The organism is Butyrivibrio sp. VCD2006, assembly GCF_000423925.1.
GTDB lineage: Bacteria > Bacillota > Clostridia > Lachnospirales > Lachnospiraceae > Butyrivibrio.
This window is the reverse complement of record NZ_KE384107.1, coordinates 100,063-123,498: the sequence shown is the minus strand read 5'-3', so window position 1 is coordinate 123,498 and position 23,436 is coordinate 100,063. Positions and strand designations below refer to the sequence as shown.

At 42.5% G+C, this 23,436-nt stretch carries 21 protein-coding genes; 18 read left to right on the top strand and 3 right to left on the bottom strand.

Annotation, left to right across the window (positions count from 1 at the left end; translation table 11 throughout):
• Nucleotides 1-174: 174 nt before the first annotated feature.
• The 12 genes from G586_RS0119170 to G586_RS27260 all read left to right on the top strand — a co-directional run bounded on the left by G586_RS0119170 (nucleotide 175) and on the right by G586_RS27260 (nucleotide 12,927).
• The gene (locus G586_RS0119170; RefSeq protein ID WP_026529007.1) at nucleotides 175-2,373 is read left to right on the top strand and encodes an alpha-galactosidase; all 2,199 of its coding nucleotides are present in this window, start codon (nucleotides 175-177) and stop codon (nucleotides 2,371-2,373) included.
• Nucleotides 2,374-2,553: 180 nt separating this feature from the next.
• Entirely contained in the window at nucleotides 2,554-3,906 is a 1,353-nt protein-coding gene (locus G586_RS0119165; RefSeq protein WP_026529006.1) for an ABC transporter substrate-binding protein, read from the top strand.
• Nucleotides 3,907-4,008: 102 nt separating this feature from the next.
• Nucleotides 4,009-4,896, top strand: a complete 888-nt coding sequence (locus G586_RS0119160) for a carbohydrate ABC transporter permease (protein ID WP_026529005.1) — start codon at nucleotides 4,009-4,011, stop codon at nucleotides 4,894-4,896.
• 12 nt (nucleotides 4,897-4,908) lie between these two features.
• On the top strand, nucleotides 4,909-5,733 hold the full coding sequence (locus G586_RS0119155) for a carbohydrate ABC transporter permease (RefSeq protein WP_026529004.1): 825 nt from the start codon (nucleotides 4,909-4,911) through the stop codon (nucleotides 5,731-5,733).
• 223 nt (nucleotides 5,734-5,956) lie between these two features.
• A complete protein-coding gene (locus G586_RS0119150) occupies nucleotides 5,957-8,107 on the top strand; it encodes a glycoside hydrolase family 36 protein (RefSeq protein ID WP_026529003.1) in 2,151 nt (716 codons plus the stop codon).
• A gap of 218 nt (nucleotides 8,108-8,325) precedes the next feature.
• The gene (locus G586_RS25340; RefSeq protein WP_051204938.1) at nucleotides 8,326-9,045 is read left to right on the top strand and encodes a metallophosphoesterase family protein; all 720 of its coding nucleotides are present in this window, start codon (nucleotides 8,326-8,328) and stop codon (nucleotides 9,043-9,045) included.
• 628 nt (nucleotides 9,046-9,673) lie between these two features.
• Nucleotides 9,674-10,342 (top strand): helix-turn-helix transcriptional regulator, encoded by a 669-nt coding sequence (locus G586_RS0119140; protein ID WP_026529002.1) that lies wholly within the window; start codon nucleotides 9,674-9,676, stop codon nucleotides 10,340-10,342.
• A gap of 10 nt (nucleotides 10,343-10,352) precedes the next feature.
• Nucleotides 10,353-10,805 (top strand): GNAT family N-acetyltransferase, encoded by a 453-nt coding sequence (locus G586_RS0119135; protein ID WP_026529001.1) that lies wholly within the window; start codon nucleotides 10,353-10,355, stop codon nucleotides 10,803-10,805.
• A 3-nt stretch (nucleotides 10,806-10,808) separates the two neighbouring features.
• Nucleotides 10,809-11,726 (top strand): metallophosphoesterase family protein, encoded by a 918-nt coding sequence (locus tag G586_RS23950; protein ID WP_051204937.1) that lies wholly within the window; start codon nucleotides 10,809-10,811, stop codon nucleotides 11,724-11,726.
• Between the two features lie 165 nt (nucleotides 11,727-11,891).
• On the top strand, nucleotides 11,892-12,410 hold the full coding sequence (locus G586_RS25335; protein ID WP_051204936.1) for a GNAT family N-acetyltransferase: 519 nt from the start codon (nucleotides 11,892-11,894) through the stop codon (nucleotides 12,408-12,410).
• A 105-nt stretch (nucleotides 12,411-12,515) separates the two neighbouring features.
• Nucleotides 12,516-12,800, top strand: a complete 285-nt coding sequence (locus tag G586_RS23940; protein WP_051204935.1) for a putative quinol monooxygenase — start codon at nucleotides 12,516-12,518, stop codon at nucleotides 12,798-12,800.
• 1 nt (nucleotide 12,801) lies between these two features.
• Nucleotides 12,802-12,927 carry a hypothetical protein gene (locus tag G586_RS27260; protein ID WP_255346266.1) on the top strand — a complete coding sequence of 42 codons (126 nt, stop codon included), beginning with the start codon at nucleotides 12,802-12,804 and terminating at the stop codon, nucleotides 12,925-12,927.
• A gap of 132 nt (nucleotides 12,928-13,059) precedes the next feature.
• Here the strand turns inward: G586_RS27260 and G586_RS0119110 are convergent, their stop codons facing one another.
• The 3 genes from G586_RS0119110 to G586_RS0119100 all read right to left on the bottom strand — a co-directional run bounded on the left by G586_RS0119110 (nucleotide 13,060) and on the right by G586_RS0119100 (nucleotide 15,709).
• Nucleotides 13,060-13,497 carry an RbsD/FucU family protein gene (locus tag G586_RS0119110; RefSeq protein ID WP_026529000.1) on the bottom strand — a complete coding sequence of 146 codons (438 nt, stop codon included), beginning with the start codon at nucleotides 13,495-13,497 and terminating at the stop codon, nucleotides 13,060-13,062.
• A 98-nt stretch (nucleotides 13,498-13,595) separates the two neighbouring features.
• The gene (locus tag G586_RS0119105; RefSeq protein ID WP_026528999.1) at nucleotides 13,596-14,579 is read right to left on the bottom strand and encodes an aldo/keto reductase family protein; all 984 of its coding nucleotides are present in this window, start codon (nucleotides 14,577-14,579) and stop codon (nucleotides 13,596-13,598) included.
• 62 nt (nucleotides 14,580-14,641) lie between these two features.
• Nucleotides 14,642-15,709 carry a zinc-dependent alcohol dehydrogenase family protein gene (locus G586_RS0119100; RefSeq protein WP_026528998.1) on the bottom strand — a complete coding sequence of 356 codons (1,068 nt, stop codon included), beginning with the start codon at nucleotides 15,707-15,709 and terminating at the stop codon, nucleotides 14,642-14,644.
• 210 nt (nucleotides 15,710-15,919) lie between these two features.
• Here G586_RS0119100 and G586_RS23935 point away from each other — a divergent pair, with 210 nt between their 5' ends.
• The 6 genes from G586_RS23935 (at nucleotide 15,920) to G586_RS0119070 (ending at nucleotide 23,435) form a co-directional block, all read left to right on the top strand.
• Nucleotides 15,920-16,807 (top strand): AraC family transcriptional regulator, encoded by an 888-nt coding sequence (locus G586_RS23935; protein ID WP_035773644.1) that lies wholly within the window; start codon nucleotides 15,920-15,922, stop codon nucleotides 16,805-16,807.
• Between the two features lie 128 nt (nucleotides 16,808-16,935).
• Entirely contained in the window at nucleotides 16,936-18,114 is a 1,179-nt protein-coding gene (locus G586_RS0119090; RefSeq protein WP_026528997.1) for an alpha/beta hydrolase, read from the top strand.
• 93 nt (nucleotides 18,115-18,207) lie between these two features.
• On the top strand, nucleotides 18,208-20,163 hold the full coding sequence (locus G586_RS23930) for a beta-L-arabinofuranosidase domain-containing protein (RefSeq protein WP_051204934.1): 1,956 nt from the start codon (nucleotides 18,208-18,210) through the stop codon (nucleotides 20,161-20,163).
• 199 nt (nucleotides 20,164-20,362) lie between these two features.
• Nucleotides 20,363-21,088: a hypothetical protein gene (locus G586_RS0119080; protein ID WP_026528996.1), complete on the top strand. Its 726-nt coding sequence runs from the start codon at nucleotides 20,363-20,365 to the stop codon at nucleotides 21,086-21,088.
• Between the two features lie 12 nt (nucleotides 21,089-21,100).
• Nucleotides 21,101-23,260 (top strand): peptidase domain-containing ABC transporter, encoded by a 2,160-nt coding sequence (locus G586_RS0119075; protein ID WP_026528995.1) that lies wholly within the window; start codon nucleotides 21,101-21,103, stop codon nucleotides 23,258-23,260.
• Nucleotides 23,253-23,435 (top strand): hypothetical protein, encoded by a 183-nt coding sequence (locus G586_RS0119070; protein WP_026528994.1) that lies wholly within the window; start codon nucleotides 23,253-23,255, stop codon nucleotides 23,433-23,435. Before G586_RS0119075 ends, G586_RS0119070 begins: the two co-directional genes overlap by 8 nt.
• Nucleotide 23,436: the final 1 nt, after the last annotated feature.

The following is a 23,436-nucleotide window of genomic DNA, read 5'->3' as shown; positions in this document are numbered from 1 at the left end:
TAAGCGCAAGTCACATTATGACATTTCAAAATCAAACATTGCCATTCAAGAGGCGATAAACATTCGAATATACTTAAATCAACCTAAACCGATTATATGTAACTGCTAACGGATAGTTGAAAAGGAGCTACTGTTCACACCGCAAGGTGCAAGCAGTAGCGAAAGGGTTTACGAATGAATATTATTTGGCACAGCAAATCAAAACAGTATCATTTGTATAACGATAAGATCAGCTATATTATGGGCGTCACTCCGCTTGGTGATCTGGGAAGCATATATTTTGGCAAGCGTATTCATGATAAAGAGGACATGTCATACGTTGTAAACCGTTTTGGTCTGCCGAATATAGTTGTGGATCCGGATACCGAGTCATATTCCATGGAGCTGAACAGGCAGGAATATCCTTCCTTTGGCATAACTGATTTCGGAACTCAGGCCTATGAGATCGAACTGGTAAATGGATCGAGAGTGAGCTCTTTTATTTGCAAGGATCATAAGATATTTAAGGGAAAAGCGAAGCTTAATGGACTTCCTGCGACTTATGCGACAGAAGACGAGGCTATGACCCTGGAGGTATATCTCGAGGATGAGGTTGCAAAGGTATCACTTACTTTGTCATACACCATTTTTGATAAGTACTCTGTCATAACGAGGCATGCTGTTTTTACAAATAATTGCACAGCAGATATTAAGCTAACCAGGGCACTTAGTGCATGCATTGATCTGCCGGATCAGGACTATGAGTGGATGCAGTTTTCTGGGGCATGGGCAAGGGAGAGGATTCCTGAGGTTAAGAAGATTTCCGCGGGCTCTGTTTCCATAGAGAGTAAGCGCGGTGTATCAAGTGCGAATCAGAATCCCTTTGTGATCGTGAAAAGACCGGGGACCGATGATTTCATGGGAGAGGCCATAGGTATGTCTTTGGTTTACAGCGGGAATTTCATCGCCCAGGCTGAGTGCGACACCTTTGGAAGGACAAGGCTTCTCATGGGTATAAATCCCGACAGATTCACCTGGCTTCTTAAGAAGGGGAATTCATTTGAAACCCCCGAGGTGGTAATAGCGAGGACGGATGAAGGCCTTAATGCTCTTAGCCAGACATATCATGAGTTATACAATAATCACCTTGTAAGAGGAAAATGGAAAAATACACCGAGACCTATCCTGATAAACAACTGGGAAGCTACCTTTATGGATTTTGATGAGGAGAGGATTCTTCAGATAGCATCGAAGGCCAAAGAGGCAGGGGTTGAAATGTTTGTCTTGGATGACGGATGGTTCCGCGAGAGAAACGATGATTACGCAGGACTTGGAGACTGGATTGAGAATCCGAAAAAGCTTCCGCAGGGAATGCTTGGGCTTGCAAGAAAAGTGAATGCCCTGGGGATGAAGTTTGGATTCTGGATTGAGCCAGAGATGGTAAATCCTGATAGCAATCTATTCAGAAGGCATCCCGAATGGGTTTTGTCTACTCCTGGTAGAAAGGCGTCGCTTGGCAGACATCAGTATGTACTTGATTTTTCAAGGGAAGAGGTTGTTGATTGCGTATACGGTATGTTGAAAAAGGTGATGACGAATGCACCGATAAGTTACATCAAATGGGACATGAACAGGTCTCTTACCGAAGTCTTCAGCATGGAATTGTCCGCTGATGAACAGGGGATGGTTTACCACAAATATATAATGGGCGTTTACAGCCTTTATGAAAGATTAAGGAACGATTTTCCTGAGATATTGTTCGAGTCGTGCTCCTCGGGAGGAAACAGATTTGATGCAGGTATGCTCTACTATGCGCCCCAGGCATGGTGCTCAGACAACACCGATGCCATAGACAGAATAAGGATACAGTATGGAACTTCCTATGGGTATCCTGTTTCCTCAATTGGCGCGCATGTGTCGGCGGTACCGAACCTTCAGACAGGGCGCAGCGCTTCAATAACTACGAGAGCGAACGTGGCGTATTTCGGGACATTTGGATATGAACTGGATCTTAACCACATAACTGATGAGGAGTTTGAACAGGTTAAGAAACAGATAGTATTCATGAAGGAAAATAGAGAACTTTTGCAGTTTGGAACCTTCTACAGGCTGAGGTCACCTTTTGAAAAGGATCAGGCTTCGTGGATTGTTGTCTCAAAGGACAAAAAGAAAGCTATTTTCGGGTTCTATTGCATGAGGTCAAACGTCAACCAACTGCCTGGCTTTATAAGGCTTGCGGGGCTTGATGAAAATACAGAGTATGAGCTTTTGGGAGAGAAATACTATGGGGATGAGCTGATGAACATGGGTATTACTCTTAAGAAGCTTAAGGATGACGGAATGACAACAGGGCAGGATTTTGTATCTTATGTTGAGGTGATAAAAGAGGCTTAAGCAATATGAGAGATGTGCTAATCGGATGGAATATCACATTTTGACATTAAGAGTGCACGAAATACCATGCCAAAAAAACGATACTTTGATTATGATTAATTTATGATCGTAATCGGTTTTGGGGTAGAAACTAAGGTTGCAAAAAGAGAAGGTATTTTTAAAAAAAGGAGGTCACTTGTTATGAAAAAGAAGGTAGTTGCCATTATGCTGAGTGCTTTTACGGTACTGTCTATGATGGGATGTGGCGGTGGCGCTGCAGCACCTGCAGGGGACACAGAGACTGTAGCTGAGGAGCCGGCACCCGCTGCTGAAGAAGCTTCTGCTGAGAAAGAAGCTCCGCAGTCCATCGGTAAGAGTGTTGAAGGTGAATTGTCCGTAACAATATGGGATGAAGGACAAAGACCCGGACTTCAGGAAATCATCGACGACTGGAGTGCACAGTCAGGTGTTAAGGCTACAATTCAGGTGGTTGACTGGAATGATTATTGGACACTTCTTGAAGCAGGTGCTACAGGCGGAGAGCTTCCCGATGTATTCTGGATGCATTCAAATGTTGCTCAGAAGTACATGGAAAATGATCTTCTTCTTGATCTCACCGATAAGATCGCAGCAAGCGATAAGATCGACATGGCTAATTACTACGATGGTATTGTAAAGCTGTATCAGTCTGACGGAAAACAGTATGCAGTACCGAAGGATATCGATACAATTGCTCTTTGGTATAACAAGACAATCTTTGATGAGATGGGCGTTCCTTATCCTGATGATACATGGACATGGGAAGATTTCGCAGCAAATGCAAAGAAGCTTACAAATGATGATCACTGGGGATATGCAATTGCTCCCGGTAATAACCAGGAAGGCTATTACAACACTATCTACTCAATGGGCGGATATGTAATCAGTGAAGACAAGAAGACATCCGGTATGGATGATCCTAACAGTATCAAGGCAGTTAAGCTTTTCACAGATATGATAGCTGACGGTTCATGCCCTGATCTTGCAACTGTATCCGAGACAGCTCCCAACGAGCTTCTTTGCGCAGGCAAGGTTGCAATGTCAATCAACGGTTCATGGATGCTTGCAGGATATCGTGACAACGAATATGCAGCAGCAAACTGTGACGTAGCAGTTCTTCCTTACACAAGCACACCCGCTGACCGTGTATCTATCTACAACGGACTTGGATGGGCAGCAGCTGCAAACGGAAAGAATACAGATGCAGCATGGTCACTTATTGAGTATCTTGGTTCCAAGGAAGCTCAGATCAAGCAGGCAGAGCTCGGTGTAACAATGTCAGCTTATATGGGAACATCTGATGCATGGGTTAACAGTGTACCCGCATTTGATCTTAACGGTCATATGAAGATGCTTGATGCTAAGCTCGTTTTCAGACCTTATTCAAGAGATACAACAGTTTGGGAAGACATGATGATCGAGAAGCTTCAGGATGCTTGGACAGGCGAGAAGCCTGTTGAGGATGTCTGCAAGGATATCGCTGCTGAAATGAATGCTGACCTGGCAGAAGAGTAATTATTCTTTATAAATCAATTAAAAGTTAAGAGTAAGGGCGTGCCCAGGGATTATCCCTGGGTGTGCCTTTTTAAGAAAAATGGATTAGTTAAGGAGGTTTATGTGAAGAAAAAAGCTTCATCGAGGGAGAAAAGTGAATTTATATGGGGCTGGATCTTTATACTTCCTACAATGCTGGGCCTCATTGTGCTAAACATCTATCCTATGATAGACACGATCAGGCAGAGCTTTTATAAGACCGGTGATTTCGGAAAAGGCAATGTTTTCGTAGGATTGAAGAACTATGAGAAGGTACTTGGGGATAGCGAGGTGTGGCAGGCTCTTTGGAATACTGTTAAATATGCCATCGTTGAGGTGCCGTTCTCAATAGTTATAGCTCTGTTACTTGCAGTAATGCTTAATAAAAAAATAAAGGGTCGTGATGTTTTCAGGACGATATTTTTCCTGCCGATGGTAGTAGCTCCTGCTGCTATAGCGATGGTGTGGAAGTGGCTGTATAACTCGAATTTTGGACTGATAAACAACACATTTCATATAAAGGTTAACTGGATCTCCGATCCCAAGATCGCTATCTATTCAATAGCAGTCATAGGTATATGGTCTGTTATCGGTTATAACATGGTACTGTTTCTTGCGGGTCTGCAGGAGGTTCCAAGGGACTATTACGAGGCTGCCGCGCTTGATGGTGCCAGTGGATGGCAGCAGCTTATCAATATAACCATTCCGCTGATTTCCCCTACAATTTTCTTTGTACTTGTTACGAGGATAATTGCGGCAATGCAGGTTTTCGATCTTATCTATATGCTAATAGATCTTAATAATCCCGCATGGAAAAAGACGGAATCTCTGGTGTTCCTGTTCTATAAATATTCCTTTGAACAAAGTAAGAAGGGATATGGTGCAACCGTAATTGTTGTTCTTTTGGCTGTTATTTTGATGCTTACTATTCTGCAGCTTATCGGTCAGAAGAAATGGGTTCATTACGAATAGAAAGGAGCGGCGATGAAGAGAACAATTTACAACACGTTAATGTACATCATACTTATTCTGGTTTCGTTCACTATGCTGGTTCCTTTTTTGTGGATGTTCCTCACTGCTTTTAAAACAGTAGCTGAGACAATGCAGGTGGATCCCTTTGTAATAGTTCCAAAGGTATGGCAGACTCAGAACTTTGGAAATGTTATAAAGGCAATGGATTTTGTGAGACTTTATGCCAATACTCTCGGCATGGTGGCTCTTCGTATTCTCTTTGCGGTACTTACAGCTACTTTGAGCGGATATGCATTTGCAAGATTGAATTTCAAGGGTAAAAACTTCATGTTTGCCCTAGTGCTTTTGCAGATGATGATCCCGGTTCAGATTTTCATAATTCCGCAGTATGTTATGGTCAGCAAGCTTCATCTTACAAATACGATCGGCGGACTGGTATTTCCCGGTATTGTGTCCGCATTCGGAACTTTTCTGCTGAGGCAGGCATATATGCAGTTGCCAAGAGACCTTGAGGAGGCTGCAAGACTTGACGGATGCAATATCCCGCAGACCTTCCTTTATATTATGGCGCCGCTTACCAAGTCCTCCATGGTGGCACTGGGTATCTTCACTGCAGTGTTTGCGTATAAGGATCTTATGTGGCCCATGATCGTATGCCCTGATAACAGGGCTACGACGCTGGCCAGTGCCCTTGCAAAGATGAATGGTCAGTATCAGCAAAAATATCCTGAGCTGATGATGGCGGCACTTATTTCCTGCGTACCGATGATCATTATTTATATCTTCTTCCAGAAGCAGTTCATTGAAGGTATCGCAACATCGGGGGGAAAATTGTAAATGGAGGAATAGGTAAGAACGTGAGGAAAAATGAAATATAAGGGTTTAAACATTTAGTGGTTCATGAAAATGGCTTCCCCTTCAATAGCCTTCCCCTTGGGGCGCAAATCGTCCGGGGGACGATTGCTCTGCGCCGACCGAAGCGGAGCGAAGACAAGGTGGCACGAAGTGCCGGATGAGGGGGAAGCTATTATTTTATACATGTAACAAAGGGGATAATGGAATGGAAAAAGTAAGAATAATAAGAGAAATCATGAATGATATGGAGGCTGTCTATATCATAAATGAGGCTGAGCAGGTTTCATTTACTGTAGTACCTGCGGGGAGTGATGAACTTTATTTTGAAAAATGCGGAGCAAGTCCCATGGTGCAGATATCCTGCACCGGAGATGCTACATCTGTGGGCTTTGAAGCCGGGGAGACAAGACATAACAGTGCCATGACGATGGCAATGAAATATGTGTCTCAGGATATTGTGGAGACAGAGGAAGAAAAGAAGATTACTACTACTGTTGAGGGAGCTGGTGGAATAAGGGCGGAGCATGTTCTTATCGCAACAAAAAATTGCAGGGGACTGAGAGTTTTTACCAGAGTGATAAATAATTCAGGCGCAGCGGGTAATGGCGGATGTGAGGATGCTAATGCAGGTAATTCGGCAGCAGAAAGTGGGGACGGAGCTGTCACCATAGAGGCAATTTCTTCTGTAAACTTAAGTACGCTTACACCCTACACTGAGGATGTGGGAAGAGACAGACTTTTGCTGCACAGATTCAGAAGCCGCTGGAGTGCTGAGGGAAGGCATGAGGTAAGAAGCATTGAAGATCTTCTGCTTGAACCTTCATGGGCTAATTTTAGTGTGAGATGCGAGAAATTTGGCGCGATAGGATCAATGCCTGTCAGGGGATTTTTCCCGTTTGTGGCGATAGAGGACAAGGAAGCCGGAGTATTCTGGGCACTTTCCTGTGCATGCTCTTCATCATGGCAGATAGAGGCGGTGAGAATAGACAAGGGACTTAGCGTAAGTGCAGGCATTGCGGATTATGAGTTCGGTCATTGGAGGAAGACCTTGAGGGCAGGCGAGGAGTTCACTACGCCGGAGGTTTATCTAACGACCGGTAAGTGCGAATTCAATGTGGCCTGTGACAGACTTCTCGACGTGCAGAGAAGTAAGCTTCTTCCTGAGCAGAGGGTATCTGAGCTGCCTGCTCTTTTCAATGAGTACTGCACTACCTGGGGGAATCCCGGAGAGGAAGTGATTGGTCGACTTCTTCCTAAGATAACCGGTAAGGATTTTGGTTATTTTGTGATCGATGCGGGCTGGTACGCGGACTCTGTAAAGGGGTGGCAGGACAACATGGGAGACTGGATCGTTGCGGATGATCTTTTCCCCGGTGGTATTAAGAAAACGGTTGAGATGATAAATAATGCCGGCATGAAGGCAGGTATCTGGTTCGAGCTTGAGGTGGTCGGCAAGGATTCTGACAGGGTAAGTGATAAGGCGCATCTTCTCACTCGCGATGGTAAGGTGATCGTGTCCGGAACCAGAAGATTCTGGGATATGAGAAGCGAGTGGGTGACGGAATATCTTAGTAAGAAGGTCATCGATTTTCTTAATGAAAACGGTTTTAAATACATCAAAATTGATTACAACGATACGATTGGAATTGGGTGTGATGGCGCGGACAGCCCGGGCGAGGGCCTTAGAGCATCAGTAAATGCCACAAAGGAATTCTATAGGAAGATCAGGGAGAAGGTGCCTGGAATTGCTATTGAGGTTTGCTCATCCGGTGGACACAGGCTTGAGCCTTCGTTTATGGAATGCGCTGATTATCTGTCATTTTCGGATGCACATGAAGAGAAAGAAATTCCTGTTATAGCGGCTGATCTGCTGCATCTCGTGCTGGCACAGAAGAGCCAGATATGGGCGGTTCTGAGGAAAACAGATGAGCTTAAGAGAATCGCGTATTCGGTTTGCGCAGGAATGTATGGTGTTCTGTGTATTTCAGGAGATGTGTTTGATCTTACCGATGAGCAGTGGGAGTTTGCACTTAAGGGTGTGGATTTCTATAAGAAGGTTTCGCCTGTTATTGTGGATGGTCTGTCGGAGAGATTTGGACCTTTTCAGAAATCAAACAGAGAGCTCAAGGATTATCAGGCGAGCGTAAGGTATGGCAAGGACGGGAAGGTGCTCGTGCTGGTGCATTCCTTTGAACATGATGGTGTGCAAAGAGTAGTTGTGCCGCTTGAAGGTGATTACAGGATTGCTGACAAATACGAGACAGGGGATCATAATGCTGCTGTCTCAGGCAGAGAGCTGATAGTGGAGTTTGAGGAAGCCTTTGATGCAGTTGCGATTTTGCTTGAGGAAGATTGAGGGGAATTGAGAGGGGAATTGTTGCCAAAGAAATGCGTATTCTGTTGAAAATGGATACATCGCTATATCAGCATTTGAAGGGAAATCAAACCTTTTAATAGTTTAACAAGATTATTATGGCCTGATCTTAGGATCGGGCCGTTTTTGTTTTGGGGCGAATCGGCGATCTATAGTTCAACCACGCTTGGGGCGTGATATACTTAACAATATGGATTTTTATGATAAAGAATAAAAGTGAAATAGTGCTTCAATCGGATTTATCTGATAATAATGGAAAGGTAAAAAGACTTATGCTTATAGGAATCCTTTCAGATACACATGGATTGTTAAGACAGGAAGTGATTGACGGACTAAAGGGCGTGGATCATATCATTCATGCCGGAGATATAGACAATAAGTCGGTGATTGATCGCCTTGAAGAGATTGCGCCTGTGACGGTGGTCAGAGGAAATGCGGATAAAGAGTGGGCTAACTATCTACCGGAAAATGCAACCATGGAGTTCATGGGGAATAAGATATATGTCATTCACAACAGAGGGAAGATCCGTGATGACCTTAATAATATATCGATAATCATATATGGCCATAGTCATAAATACAGCCTTTTAGAGAAAAACGGACAGACGTGGTTTAATCCTGGATGCTGCGGTAAAAGGAAACCCGGACAGGAAGTGTCTTATGCTCTTCTTGAGATATCGGGATCAGGGGAGTTCGAGTTTAAAAAGAAGGTGATTGATAATGCAGGTCCGGATTCAAAGCTACCAAAAGATATCGACAAAATCATATCTAAAACGATGGCTCTTACTGACAAGGGTAAGACACCGGGCGAGATTGCAAGGAAACTCAGGATATCAGAAGAACTGGCAGAAAGTATCTGCAGAATGTATCTTACTCATCCCGGTGTTGATGTAGCAGGAATTTTGCAGAGGATAAGTTGACACTATATGACAATTACGGAGAACCTAATCTATGACTATAGAAGAAAAAGCTAACAGAATAATAGCGGATGTCCGCAGTGAAGAGGGTATAAATCAATATTAAGCAAGTATATAGGCTGATTTTTAATTAGGATTACTACTTGTCAAAAGGTATAGATTAATATAAAGACAAGTAGTCCAGGCTATTTTCAGAAGTACAACACATCATAAGGCTAAAATCCTCAAAAGTCGTGTAGACTTTAGCAATTCTGGAGGTGAGTACGGCACGTCATATGGCCAAAATCCATAAAGGCCGTGTATCCAAGGCATATTCTTAACCATTTTTAAGTGGAAGTAATACACGTCATAAGACACAAATTCATAAAAGGCCGTGTATCCAAGGCCGATTCTGGAGGGAAGTAATACACGTCATAAAGAATAAATCTATAAAAGATCGTGTATCCCAGAACAAATAGAGTAAATGATTTTAGAAAATAGGCCTTAAGGGAAGAGAATTATCTTGCTACTTATAGTTGCGAATCTCATATAAAAAGCACTTTCGGGTTGGTGGAGAAATACTCATTTGGTAGGTATTCTGTATTTGCAACACGGGGCAAAAAGCAAATGTCGATGAAAAAGGAGAAATGATATGAGTTTTGGGAAGAACCTTCAGTATTTACGCCAACTTAGCAAGGATATGACACAGGAGGCTTTGGCGGAAAAACTTGGTGTAAGTCGTCAGACTATCTCAAAGTGGGAAGTAGATGCGGCAAATCCGGAAATGGATAAGGCACTTGAGATATGTAAGATTTTTAACTGTTCTCTGGATAATCTTTTCAGGGAGGAGATGGATAAGCGCAGTGATGCATATTCAAACCTGCGAGTAGAAGAAGTTGTCGGATTTCGGTACATAGAGCATACAGTGATCAGTACGGAGCCGGAAAGTGATGCAATAGGTCGAATGTATAGAATTGCAAAGGAAAACAACATCGATAACCCGAGAGTGATTGGCTGGGATTTCCCTAATCTGTCACTTGAGCAGATGAATGTCTTTAATATGCATGGATATACGGCTGCGTTGATACTCCCGGAAGATAGCACACCTGCTAATCATGAGATTAAAGAGCAACCCACTCATAAATATGTTGCGATCCATATAGAAAGACCATTTGATAATCCATTCGTTACAATACCGGGCGCTTATCAAACACTGAATGATTTCATGAGGACCAATGGCCTCGAACGGGCAGGAAATGAAGTGATACCATGTTTTGAAACGGATGGTGAGAACATGGATGTTTATATAGCATGTAAGTAAGGTGCAGATTATGGGTTTACAGTTATTAAAAGCGGGTACATCAGATGCATTGACACTGAACGGGATTTCAAAGCGTGCATTTGACAGTGATGTTTCCTTTGGAGGACCATCGGCAGGAGGTCCGCCCGGGTATATGTCGGTTTCATTTCATACGAAGATGGCAAGACAAGGGCATCTGTATAAATTGACAGAAGATGGATTGATTGTGGGTGGAGCAATTCTGTTTTTGCAAGGAGACGCACTGAACATCGGCAGGATTTTTGTTGCGCCGGAGCATTTCCGTAAGGGCTATGGATCTTATATAATGCAAGAAATAGAATCAATGTTTACCGGAGTAAAAGAGTTTACCCTGGACACACCCGAATGGAATATAAGAACAAATTCTTTTTATACAAAACTGGGATACACGGAAATAAAACGGGACAGAGGGTTCGTATACTATTCAAAGAGGAAAGAGGAGTAGGGTATGATCAAATTTTTGGCGTTCACAGATTTACACTACGATTATGCTACTCAAGGTGATGAACGTATCAGACAGCTTGTGAGCAGAGCAAAGAGTGAAGAAGTTGACTTTGTTGTATCTCTGGGAGATATCACGGCTCCATTCGAGCAATATAGCCATGTGATTGAAAAAGTGAAAAGCTGCGGGGTTCCATTCTATCAAGTACTTGGAAATCATGATGTTAAAGTGGACCTGCATCAGACTATGGAATTCCTGGGGCTTGAGGAACCATATTATTCTTTCACACATGGCGAAATTAAATTCCTGGTTTTGAATTCTTGTTATTATAGGCAGGGAAATGAGGAACATTCCTTTCCTGAGATAAAAGGTGAAGGTGTGGACACACCGATTATTCCACGGGAGGAACTGGAGTGGTTAAAAAAAGAATTAGAGGATGAAAAGGATTATGTGATTTTTTCTCATCATAGTTTTACGAATCAATTCCGGAATCGTGCTGTCAGAAATAGACAGGATGTCTTTGAGCTGTTTAAAGGGAAAAATATCCTTCTTTGCATGAATGGACATGACCATGGGAATGACTTTAAAATAATTGATCAGGTGCCGTTTTATACGATGAATTCTGCTTACGCACCTTGGATCGGTTTTCCGAACAATGATGGAGCTTTGATGAAAAAGTATGAGTATCTCCACGGTTATGTGCCTTATGATAGAGCACTGAGTGCAGTAGTAACGATAGAGAGTGATGCTGACAGAAAGCATTCGGGTGTGATACAAATTGAAGGTATGAATGGTGATTATGAGTCGGTAACACCGGCTGAACTTGGTCTTGCGGAGCCTCGCTGGAATGGAGTTTCTGTGGAGCCTAAAGCAAGTTCTTATGTCATATCTTTTGATGGTATGAAGAAAGAGATATGTAGTTGATTCTTTATAGAAGATTTTAATTACGGCATAAATCAAAAGAATAGTTTGAGGAAAATTTTAAATAGATAAATCGGTGCAAAATAGACCATTTCTCGTGTGAGAAGTGGTTCTTCATTTTATTTTGGAATACAGTTTTAGCAACAGAGATTGAGGAGATTTGAAAAAATGCGACTTGGGAATGATTTAACTTGCGAGAGAATTCTGATTAGGGATTATAAGATATCTGATAAAGAGTTTTGTACAGGAATGTGGTTCGATGAAGAAAACGGCACGTATCTCAGCGATCCGACAGAGGAATACGTTGATGATGTATACCGGAGTGCTATCGATGAAATGGAAGACAATGAAGATGGCTATTACCTTGTGATCGATGATAAAGAAAAAGGGAAAAGCATAGGAAGCTGCTGTGTTTTCTCTAATGAGGACAGGAGCAATATCGACATCGGCTACTGCATAAACAAAAAGTACTGGCGCAACGGATATGCCTCAGAAGCAGTGCAAAAACTTATTGAATGGGCAAAAGAACATAATGTTAAAACTGTAACCGCAGAAGTTGCAAAGGAAAACGAGGCCTCCTGTGGACTATTAAGAAAGTTAGGGTTCAAGGTAAAGGAAGAAACAAAGTTCAGGAAGTATCATATGAACATTGAATACGACAGCTATGTGTATGAGCTTGCTATTTAACTTGCGTTTAAGACAGAACGAAGAAATCCAAACTATAAAGGATTTTCATACCATGTATGTTGGTGAAATAGTTGACGCATATATCATCAAGTAAAGAGGGCAAAAATGATTGTTTTGAATGTGACATACAAATGTAAAGCCGGAAAAAGAAATGATTTTTTGGATGTTATCCAAAAGGAAGGGATTGATGAGGCAAGCAGAGCAGAAGAGGGTAACGTCAAGTATGAGTACTATTTACCTGTAGCTGACAGTGATGAAGTACTTCTTGTTGAAAAATGGCAGAACGCTGATGCCATAACGCAGCATGGTCAGCAGCCTCATTATAAAAGGCTTGGCGAGCTAAAGGCTGATTTTGTAGTTGATACGATTATAGAAAGATTTGAGGTGTAATATGCTGCAAGTATATGGAAGTGGAATGTGTCCTGATTGGGAGAGCTATTTTACAGAACAGGGAATAGCGGTAGAAAAGCCCAGAGAAGCAGGTGCTGCCTGCAGAGTAGATGGAAAGGGATGCTGAATTCTGGCATAAATTACAGGCCTCCAATCGTTAGATTATGGGACTAACGATTGGAGGCCTGCTTTAATAATATAGAGAAAGTGGTTATGTTATGGGAGCAAAAGTTAATTTACTTACTTGAAGTTAGAAGCGTCAGATTACAACGCCCTTTTGAAGCATTATGTTTGCATAGAGGGCGGATTCGCCTGTTGCTACGATGGCATAGGCTTTCTTAGCTTCTTCATAAAATGCAAAGCGCTCAATGTGACCAATAGTTGAGTCTCCACGATCGTCGTGCTTCTTGATAATATCTGAATAGGTGTCCCAAATCGGAGTCTCAACGGGATCACCTTTCATTACTTCCATCAGATTTACGGGATGATCCACATAGGTGTCGAGGGGGAAGACCTGAAGGATTGCATCTAAGACTTCGGGTACACCGTGGCCGTCGAGACGGATAACTATCGCATCTTTCCCCATGGATTCGGCAGGAAAATTGCCATCTGATATGACAATTCTGTCTGCGTGACCCATCTCGCATAGAACCTTAAGTAGTTCCGGTGATAATATTTTTGGTATTCCTTTTAGCATTTTTTCTACCTCGCCAAGTTATATTAAGGAAGTTCTGCTCTCACTTCGTTCGCCAGAACACGATTGAACTAAGCTCGAAAGAACCTCGCTAAGTTCAATCAGCAAGACCATAGCTGTGTCCAGTCTTTCGCGCCGGGCCATAGGAAGACCTGACCCTTTACCAGACGACAGTCACGTTCAGCCTTTTTTAGCAGTTCCATTTCTTCAGTTGTAAGAGGATCCTCGGTTGTGCATTTCAGGTTGGAGATGTACTGAGGCTCTTTTACAGAGAAGGGTATTGTGCACATTCCGCGCTGTACTGCCCATTTGATGCAGATAAGAGCGGGATGGACACCGTGATTCTTTGCTACCTCAATTACTTCCGGGAGTTCTGTGTCTGCAACATCAGTGTCTGTGCGATCTCTCTCCGGTCTACTGGGAGAGCCGATAGGACAGAAGCCGATGGGGACAATCCCTTTTGATTTAGCGTAGTCAAACAGTGACTGCTGCTGGAAGGATGGATGGCATTCCATCTCAAGGGCAGCAGGCATGATCCTGCATAAGGGCAGAACTCTTTCGAGCTTTGCGATAGTCATGTTAGACATTCCGATTGCTTTTACAAGACCTGCATCGTAGAGCTCTTCAAGCTGTTCCCAGGTATCCATGAACTCATCTACTGAAAATGGTTTGGAATCTGGATTTCTGGAATCACCATCGCACCCGGGAGCATGATAGTTGGGAAAAGGCCAATGAACAAAATAGAGGTCGATGTAATTAAGACCTAAATCCTTAAGGCTCTTTTCACAGGCTTTTCTTACTTCTCTGTGCTGGTCGTTCCAGACCTTGGAAGTGATGAAAAGATCTTCTCTTTTCACGACGCCTTCCTTAAATAATCCATCAAGCACTTTTCCTATCTGATCCTCATTCTGATAGACGGATGCGCAGTCCAGCATGCGATAGCCTGCCTTTACAGCGCCGGACACGGCAGCAGCGATCTGATCTGCCGAGTACTTATCGGAACCAAAGGTACCAAGGCCCACAGCAGGCATGACTGCACCGGTATTCAAGGTATAAGAAGGTACACCGGATATAAATTCACTCATATTGTCATTCTCCTCATAGAGTTTACTATCTGACAGGAGCCGGATAGTACAGTTTGCAGCTCCTACTTTTCATCCTGATCGCCGAAAACAACAGCTACCTTGCCGCATTCTCCGGATGCCATGAGAGCATAGGCCTCGGGAGCCTGATCCAGAGGGAATTCGTGTGTGATCAGCTTGTCGGGGTGGATGTTCCAACGAACAAGCTTGTCTACAAGCTCTTCCATTTTCCAAAGAGAAGTTACCCAGGAGCCGTAGATGGTCTTTTGTCCGTGGATGATATCAGGGCTGGGATTAAAGGTACAGGTTCCGCCTTCACCGACAAATGCGATCTTACCGTAGGAGCGGGTTGCCCTTATTGCAAGCTGCCTTCCGGGATCGGAGGCTGAGCAGTCGATGGCCTTTTCAACGCCCTGTCCTCTGGTGAGTTTTAAGATTTCATCAAGAGTATCATCGCCCGGCTTAAATACGTAATCTACAAGGCCAAGCTTCTTAGCGAGATCTATTCTGTAATCGTTCATCTCGACACCAATGAGCATGTTTGCTCCAAGTGCCTTGCTGAGCATAAGTGCGGCGAGGCCTACAGGGCCAAGACCTGTTACAAGAACAGCATCATTTCCGCTTACGCCGATTTTTTCTATAGCTTCATAGACAGTACCGAAACCGCAGGCAACCTGCGCGCCATCTTTATATGTGAGTTCATCGGGAAGGGCAATAAGATCCTTTTCGTCAGCGAGGATGTATTCACCCATACCGCCGTTTCTTTGCCATCCGTATGCTGCGCGGAATTTGCTCGTACATGAGATGTAATATCCTCTTCTGCAGTCGTTGCAGACACCGCAGCCAGAAATGTGGTAAACAATGACTCTGTCGCCCTTTTTAAAGCGCTTAAGTCCTTCTCCCTCTTCAATAATAAGCCCGCAGGGCTCGTGACCTGCGATCATTCCGGGGATATATCCCTCAGCCCCCTTACCTGTGTGCTTTCTGTAAATGCAACGTATGTCGCTTCCGCAAATGGTTGTAGCCTTTGTACGGATAAGTACCTGGCCGAATCCAGGCTTTGGAACCTCAAAGTCTTTAAGTTCAACAGTTGAATTACCCGGTAGAATAGCACCTCTCATTTTAACAGCCATGATTTCCTCCTCCTTTCATGGTCGAGACTGTTTATCTTAAGAAAATTATAGGGTTGGCGGAATTTTAAAATAAGAGATTTTGATGACAATTTAGGACATGAAATGTCGTATTAGCGCATATAATGTGTTACTATTATCGCATGAGGACATTCCTTAATTGAAAAGCTTAAAACTTTGCTTCGATTACCGAAAATGGGGAATATATCTGGAATGGAAGAAAAAAATAGCATAGATAAAATTGCATACCATGATAGAAATATCGGTTTCATGATGGAAGGGGAATCGGTTTTCGTTGGAAATATTGTGTATGAGTGTTTCCACAGATCGATTCCTTTGCATGCCCATTCTGATAACAGCTACGAGATACACTATATTTCTTCTGGATATGGGAAGGTTACGATAAGCGGGAAGGAATATGAAACAGGCCCGGGGACACTTTACATTACAGGTCCCAAGGTAAAGCACTCCATGATTCCGGATAAAAAGGATCCGCTTTCTGAGTATTGTGTTTACCTAAAGCTCTCGCCTGATTTAAAGAATGATAAGAGGATGTTGTCGCCGCTTAGAATTTTCCGAGCTACAAAAATCTGGTATGGCAAGGATAAGCATGGGATCAATTCACTTATGAAATCTCTGTTCAGGGAGCTTAAGGATGAGAATATCGGTTACAGGGAGTCTGTGGAGTCTCTTATTAAGCAGATAATTGTTGCCTGCGTCAGGGATTATGCGGTTAATGAGGGAAAAACGGATTATCAGGGCTTTAAGTCAAATGACGATCAGTATCTCACAATTGAGGAGGCCTTCCTATATGAATATGCCACACTTACGCTGACGACTCTGGCAGGCAGGCTTAGCCTTAGTACAAGGCAGACCCAGAGGCTTCTTATGGAGCATTATGGTATGAATTTCCAGAGCAAAAGGACGGAAGCCAAGATGAGTGCTGCAGCGATTATGCTTAGATCCCCTGATATAACTGTTACCAGAATAGCTGATGAGCTTGGGTATTCTTCGGTTGAGCATTTTTCATCGGCATTTAAAAAGTACTATGATATGAGCGCCAGTCAATACAGGGATGAACTTAGTGTAAATGCGCAATGATATTTAAAGCAAAAAATTAGAAGAATTAAGCAATATTCGAATAGAATAGGTTGAATTAAGAATTTATAGTGAAAGTGTGCTATTACTCAGAGGATGAGAATAGCACACTTTTAATTTTGGAGGAAAAAATGAAAAAGAGGGTATTGGGAATTATTATGGGGCTTATGATAGCAGGCATGACGGTAAGCGGATGTGCCGGCCAGGAGGCAGAGAAGTCCGGTGATGCCGATGTTGCAGCGGTGGAAACTACTGAGGAAGTAGATGATGCTGACAAAGAAGCCAGCGAGAAGACTGAAAATGAAGAGGAAGCAGAGACTTCTGAAAGCAAAGAAGAAAATGGGGAAGAAGAAATGGCAGAAGATAAAGAGATTAAGAATGGGGGAATAGAGGAGGCAATTGCTCAGGAGACATCAGATGTAGATGAGGCTTCCGAGATTGCATCAGAGGATGAGGAGAGAGTTCCTACTGCTTCGATATCAAGCGATATCATTCCCGGAAAATATGTGAGCATGAGAGTTAAGGATGGCGGTAAGGTTGAAAGAATCACCTACACTGCTCATGATTACTTCGGAGACGGAAAAGAAATCGAGAAGGAAGCAAATGTATATCTTCCTGCAGATTACAGCGAGGATAAGAAATATAACGTGCTTTATCTTATGCATGGAATCGGCGGCGATGAGGATGAATGGGGACTTTCGAAGGCTGACTCAAGGGTTAAGAATATAATGGATAACCTTAGTTATTATGGTGACATCGATCCCTTTATCGTTGTTACTCCCAATGGACGTTCCGCTGAGAATCATGCCTCGCAGGGTTCAGATTATAATTCATTTTATTGCTTTGGGAAGGAGCTAAGGAATGATCTTATTCCTTATATAGAAGCTAACTACAGCACCTATGCGGATTACAGCGAGGACGGATACGATATGGCTGCCACAAGAGAGCACCGCGCTATGGCAGGTCTTTCAATGGGCGGTATGCAGACAATCAATATCGGAATCTGTGAGTGCATGGATCTGTTTGATTACTTCGGGGTATTTTCAGCTGCACCCACAAGTAATAAAGCGGTTCAGGTTGCAGATTCAATTGATAAGAGTGAGTATGATATAGGGTATTTTTATAATATCTGCGGAACAGAGGATAAGGTGGCGTATGCAGCTGCTTCTGCCGCAGCAAAGACTGTACCGGCACTCAGTGAAAAGATAACACCTGATGAGAATTATATGTGGCAGGAAGTAAAGGGCGTACATGACTTTAAGGTATGGTACCTTGGTTTCTACAATTTCGCACAGCTTGCATTTAAATAAGCAGAATAAGAAACCCACTGTTAGGAAAGTGGTTGTTATTAAATGTAGTCTTATGGATTTAATTAAAAACTAATGTTATCAAAGGAGGATGCTATGAGGGATAATTGGACCTTGGTTAAACACGATGCAGTAAAGGTTACTGATAAGTATTACGATGAAGCACTTCACATCGATGTGAAGAATATGCTCGCTCTGGATGCGGACAGATTGCTTGCGGGCTTTAGAGAAACGGCTGCTATTATTGCAGGGATGACTCCGGAAGCCAAGCGCGAATTCATGAAAAACAAAGAGCGCTACGGCGGTGGATGGGAAAACTCACTTATTGGCGGTCATACCATGGGACATTATATTACAGCGCTTGCTCAGGCAGCAGGGAACCCGGGGCTTAGCGATGAGGAGCAAAAGGCTGTATGCGAGAGACTTGATTATGTTCTGGAGGCGCTTACTGTTTGCCAGGAACTCACAGAGGGAACAGAGCTTGAGGGATATATCTTCGGATCAGATTTTCCCAATAAAGATTTCTCTGATAATCTCCTCCTTCAGTTTGATAATGTTGAAAAAGGACTTGGAGAGATTTTTACACAGTCATGGGTTCCGTGGTACACCATGCATAAGATATTTACAGGACTGAATGCGGCATACATAATCGCAGGTAAGGAGTCTGCCCTTAAGCTTGCAAATGGCCTGGGGCTGTGGACGGCAAGACGTACTGAAGGGTGGTCTGAGGAAACAAATAAAATAGTGCTTGGTATTGAATATGGCGGAATGAATGACTGCCTTTATGAGCTGTATCTGATTAATAAGAAGCTTAAGGATGAGGGCAGTGAACTGGCGGTGGATGATCCTCAGAGAATATTTAATGCCGCTCACAGGTTTGATGAGGTGGAGCTCTTTGAGAAGATATTATCGGGAGAAAAAGATGTTCTCGATAACACTCATGCGAATACAACAATTCCGAAATTTATAGGAGCCCTTGCAAGATATGAGGCTGATCCTTCTGAAACTAAATATCTTGAATATGCTGAGAGCTTCTTCGATATGGTGGTAGGAAAGCATACCTATGTAACAGGCGGTAACAGTGAAAATGAGCACTTCGGTAAGGATAATATCCTTGATGCGGAGAGAACTCATGTGAATAACGAGACCTGCAATACCTATAACATGCTGAAGTTTTCAAGAAGACTCTTTGCTGCAACAGGAAATAAGAAATATCTGGATTATTCGGAGCGCACACTTATAAATGCCATAATGGCATCTCAGAATCACGAGACAGGCTTTACAACATACTTCCAGCCGATGGCAACAGGGTATCACAAGGTATTTAATACTCTGGATGGGAATTTCTGGTGCTGCACAGGAACAGGCTATGAGAACTTTACAAAGCTCCAGAGAGGAATTTATTACAGAGAAGAGGGTAAGCTGTTAGTTGCACTCTACCTTGCATCAGAGCTTAAGACTGATGATTATAGATTGGTGCAGGTGTGTGACCTCACCGATTCCGAGAAGGTTAAAATAACAATCACTCCGAATAGCGGCAAAAAGATAACTGACGATATTTATTTAAGAATTCCTGAGTGGGCAAAGGAATTTCCGGAAGTAAGAGTTAATGGAGATGTTCTTAATGAAGATAATAGTGTTTCGGGTGGATTCATTGTTGTCTCCAAAGAGCTGATAGAAAACGGCGGAGAGATTGAGCTGGCACTTCCTATGGGACTTCATTATGAGAATCTTCCTGACGGAAAAAATACATATGCTTTCTTATATGGGCCATACCTTCTGTCAGCAAGACTTGGAACCGCAAAGATGAAGACGAAGTTCCACGGCGTCCAGGTGTCTGTACCTGCTGAGAGAGCTGTGGAGAATGATGATATAAAAATTACTGATGATATTTCAGTGGATGATTTCATGAAGGATATTGATTCTCATCTTATAAAGAGATCGGGTGAGATGGAATTTGACCTTAAGGGGACGGATAGAGACCTGGTATTTACGACACACTTTAATCAGTATAAGGAATGCTATGGAATCTATTGGACTTTCAAGAATTAAATGGATAATGGGCCGTTTTCTTAGCTCCGTCCATGATGGCATGTGAAAATCAAATAAGGATAAATCAGGAAGGACTTTCAGTTAATGACTGAAGGTCCTTTTTTGCGTTTAAGACATTTTAAATATCGTTTGCGAGCAAAACATATGCAGCCGCCATTAGCACTTATAATTTTACTAACGCGAAAGGAGACGCACGGAGATGAAGAGAATAATTAGTATTACAGCATTGGAATTATTTAAATTACTCAAAAAGAAAGAGTTTATGGCTGGCTTGTTGATGGTGCTTGTCATGGGCGGCGGTATGGTATATGGCGCATACAAATTTCCGGATAGCTTCGGAACCCATAACGTCATTGCCTTCTATGGAAACTTTGCAAGTATTCTTCTTATGTTTTTGGCAGCTAAGAGTCTTGGCGAGGAGTTTGACCTAAGAACTGAAACCTTTTTGTTTACATCAAGGAGCAGTAGAAGCCAGATTATTGTAGCTAAGATAATCAGTCTTGTTCTTATCAATATGATAATCGGATTCTTCGGCGGAATCCTGTATGATGTTGCACTTGTCATCTGCAAGCAGCCATGGACTTTTGCATCACTTTTTACAACTATTGGCGATGAAATCCTGGTGTACATGCTATATGGATTTGCAATCGGGGCTATCGCGATAATGATTACCTGTCTGCAGCCAAATACGATCACACCTTTTATATACAGTATTGTGTTGTTTTGGGTAATGCCCGGAATTCTTCAGATGATATCTCAAAAGATAACAATACTGGGATCTGTTCTGGAATATGTGATCTTTTGTGTGGCTGATCAGTTTCTTATGTATCAGGATTGGAGCACCAGAAATGTTCTGGTGTTTGTGATAACAGGTATTATATTTTCCGTAGCAGCAGTTGGAATCATTGAAAAGAAGGATTTATAAGGAGGAGAAGTTTTGGCAAAAACACATTTGTCCAAAGTGCCTTACATAGAGCAGATGCAGCAGGCTGAATGTGGTCTCTGCTGCCTGGCGATGGTACTCCAGTATTACAAGAGCCAGGAAACGCTGACAGAGATCCGCGAGCAGATCGATGTAGGACGTGATGGGCTGAAATTATCTCAGATGTATACATATGCTCAAAACAGAAAGTTTTCATCCAAAGTATTCTCTTGCGGAATCAGCGGACTTAAAAAACTTCCTCTTCCGGCGATATTATTCTGGAACAATCAGCATTATGTAGTGCTTGAAAAAATTACTGATAAAAAGATCACTATAGTCGATCCTGCCACAGGAAGACTTCCGCTTAGCTATGATGACTTCGCTGATGGGTACTCCAACGTAGTCATGATTCTGGTTCCGACTGAGGAATTTGTTCCTTTAAAGAAGAAGGATCATAAGTGGAATAATATGCTAAAAGAAACGGTTTTAAAGAAAAAACTGTTCTATATAACGACATTGATATCACTTGTATCATATGGCTTACAGCTGCTTCTTTCTGTGATTGTGCAGAAGATCTTTGATAATAGTGCAGGAAGCTATGAGATGAAGAGCCTGGATAGTTATCTTATGTTGGTAGTCGCGGTGGGAATGGTATTTGCCATTACTACATTCATAAGAAAACAGAGCCAGATAAGATTGCAGGTTGAAATCGATAGACATCTGACTGAGAGCACCTTTGAAAGAATGCTAAGACTTCCGTATCAGTTTTTTGAGAGAAGAACTAACGGAGATCTGCTCTTTAGGCTGAATTGCCTGCCGGTAATTAGGGAGCTTCTATCTGACAATGTAATGAATGGCATTATTCAATGCGGATTCATTGTAGTGATCATGGCCTACATGGCGATTCACTCAGTGTATCTTGCACTTACTTCATTATTTATTTTCGTGTTAAACGGTTTGTTTATCGTATTTATGAGAAAAAAGATCATTGAGGCAAACCAGATTCAGATAGTAGAGAACACAAAGCTTCAGACTCTTCAGGTGGAAACCGTACAGTCGATTTTTAATATAAAAACTGCGGGAATTGAGCAGCAGTTTTTTTCAAACTGGCTCAGCAAGTACTGCAGAGGTATGAGAGCTTTTCAGGTAAAGAATAAGATATTTAATACTTATTCAACAGTACTTACTTTGTTTCAGGTAGTAGGCCCCTTTCTGGTATTGTGGGTGGGACTTAATCTGATAAAAGCCGGCAGTATGACATTAGGTCAGGCAGTTGCCTGCTATTCACTGTCTACAACGTTTTTTGCTTCAGCGGTTTCATTGTTCCACATGTGGAATGATTTTACCATCGCCAATTCATATCTGGACAGAGTAAATGATATTTTGAACGCTGAAGAAGAGAAGGATATTCAGACAGGTCTTTCTATAAATGAGGTTAACACCATAGAATTCAGGAATGTGACCATGGCTTACTCCAAGAGCACACCGCCTGTTTTAAAGAATATAAACCTGAAAATCGAGCAGGGAGAAAAGGTGGCAATTGTCGGAAAATCAGGCTCCGGAAAGAGCAGTCTGATAAAGCTGATGATGGGCTTATACAATCCCAGTGATGGTGAGATTCTGGTGAACGATCTGAATCTTAAGAAGGTGAAGAAGGTTGAATACAGAAGGAGCATAAGTATTGTTCCTCAGGATATATACCTTTTCAATAAATCCATCCTTGAGAATATAAGGATGAACAATGAGGATATTTCGCTGGATGAAGTAATACATGCGGCGAAAATTGCCCAGATTCATGATGAGATAGATGCAATGCCAATGAAGTACCACACCGTGGTTTCAAATATGGGAATGAACCTGTCAGGTGGACAGAGGCAAAGGATAGCCCTTGCCAGAGCTATTGTATCTAAGAATAAGTTTATGATTCTGGATGAAGCAACAAGCTCGCTTGATAACTTAAATGAAAAGAGGATATCTGATTTCTTTGCAGGAAATGGATGTACACAGGTGGTTGTTGCCCACAGACTTTCAACTATTAAGGATGCGGACAGGATCATAGTGCTTGATAACGGCGAGATTGTTGAAGAGGGAACACACGACGAACTTTTGAGGAGGAACGGGTATTATACGGAACTGTATAACAGCAAAAATGAGAGGAAGAGGATGTATGCGTAAAGGCAAGACAATTGATTTGGGAAAAATCGATGGGGTTAGGGAGATGTCCTTTGAGGAAGTGGATAAGATTGCTGCAACCGGATATTACACTTCCAAACAAATATGGGATACCGAATATGACGTAAAGCTTAGGGAAACCAAGAATATTCTAAAAATGTTGCATCTTAATTTTTAGA

What these genes read in the sequence shown, in the direction of transcription:
- G586_RS0119170 (WP_026529007.1), top strand. Translation starts at nt 175, where the DNA reads ATGAATATTATTTGGCACAGCAAATCAAAACAGTATCATTTGTATAAC.
- G586_RS0119165 (WP_026529006.1), top strand. Translation starts at nt 2,554, where the DNA reads ATGAAAAAGAAGGTAGTTGCCATTATGCTGAGTGCTTTTACGGTACTG.
- G586_RS0119155 (WP_026529004.1), top strand. Translation starts at nt 4,909, where the DNA reads ATGAAGAGAACAATTTACAACACGTTAATGTACATCATACTTATTCTG.
- G586_RS0119150 (WP_026529003.1), top strand. Translation starts at nt 5,957, where the DNA reads ATGGAAAAAGTAAGAATAATAAGAGAAATCATGAATGATATGGAGGCT.
- G586_RS25340 (WP_051204938.1), top strand. Translation starts at nt 8,326, where the DNA reads ATGATAAAGAATAAAAGTGAAATAGTGCTTCAATCGGATTTATCTGAT.
- G586_RS0119140 (WP_026529002.1), top strand. Translation starts at nt 9,674, where the DNA reads ATGAGTTTTGGGAAGAACCTTCAGTATTTACGCCAACTTAGCAAGGAT.
- G586_RS0119135 (WP_026529001.1), top strand. Translation starts at nt 10,353, where the DNA reads ATGGGTTTACAGTTATTAAAAGCGGGTACATCAGATGCATTGACACTG.
- G586_RS23950 (WP_051204937.1), top strand. Translation starts at nt 10,809, where the DNA reads ATGATCAAATTTTTGGCGTTCACAGATTTACACTACGATTATGCTACT.
- G586_RS25335 (WP_051204936.1), top strand. Translation starts at nt 11,892, where the DNA reads ATGCGACTTGGGAATGATTTAACTTGCGAGAGAATTCTGATTAGGGAT.
- G586_RS23940 (WP_051204935.1), top strand. Translation starts at nt 12,516, where the DNA reads ATGATTGTTTTGAATGTGACATACAAATGTAAAGCCGGAAAAAGAAAT.
- G586_RS27260 (WP_255346266.1), top strand. Translation starts at nt 12,802, where the DNA reads ATGCTGCAAGTATATGGAAGTGGAATGTGTCCTGATTGGGAGAGCTAT.
- G586_RS0119110 (WP_026529000.1), bottom strand. Translation starts at nt 13,497, where the DNA reads ATGCTAAAAGGAATACCAAAAATATTATCACCGGAACTACTTAAGGTT.
- G586_RS0119105 (WP_026528999.1), bottom strand. Translation starts at nt 14,579, where the DNA reads ATGAGTGAATTTATATCCGGTGTACCTTCTTATACCTTGAATACCGGT.
- G586_RS0119100 (WP_026528998.1), bottom strand. Translation starts at nt 15,709, where the DNA reads ATGGCTGTTAAAATGAGAGGTGCTATTCTACCGGGTAATTCAACTGTT.
- G586_RS23935 (WP_035773644.1), top strand. Translation starts at nt 15,920, where the DNA reads ATGGAAGAAAAAAATAGCATAGATAAAATTGCATACCATGATAGAAAT.
- G586_RS0119090 (WP_026528997.1), top strand. Translation starts at nt 16,936, where the DNA reads ATGAAAAAGAGGGTATTGGGAATTATTATGGGGCTTATGATAGCAGGC.
- G586_RS23930 (WP_051204934.1), top strand. Translation starts at nt 18,208, where the DNA reads ATGAGGGATAATTGGACCTTGGTTAAACACGATGCAGTAAAGGTTACT.
- G586_RS0119080 (WP_026528996.1), top strand. Translation starts at nt 20,363, where the DNA reads ATGAAGAGAATAATTAGTATTACAGCATTGGAATTATTTAAATTACTC.
- G586_RS0119070 (WP_026528994.1), top strand. Translation starts at nt 23,253, where the DNA reads ATGCGTAAAGGCAAGACAATTGATTTGGGAAAAATCGATGGGGTTAGG.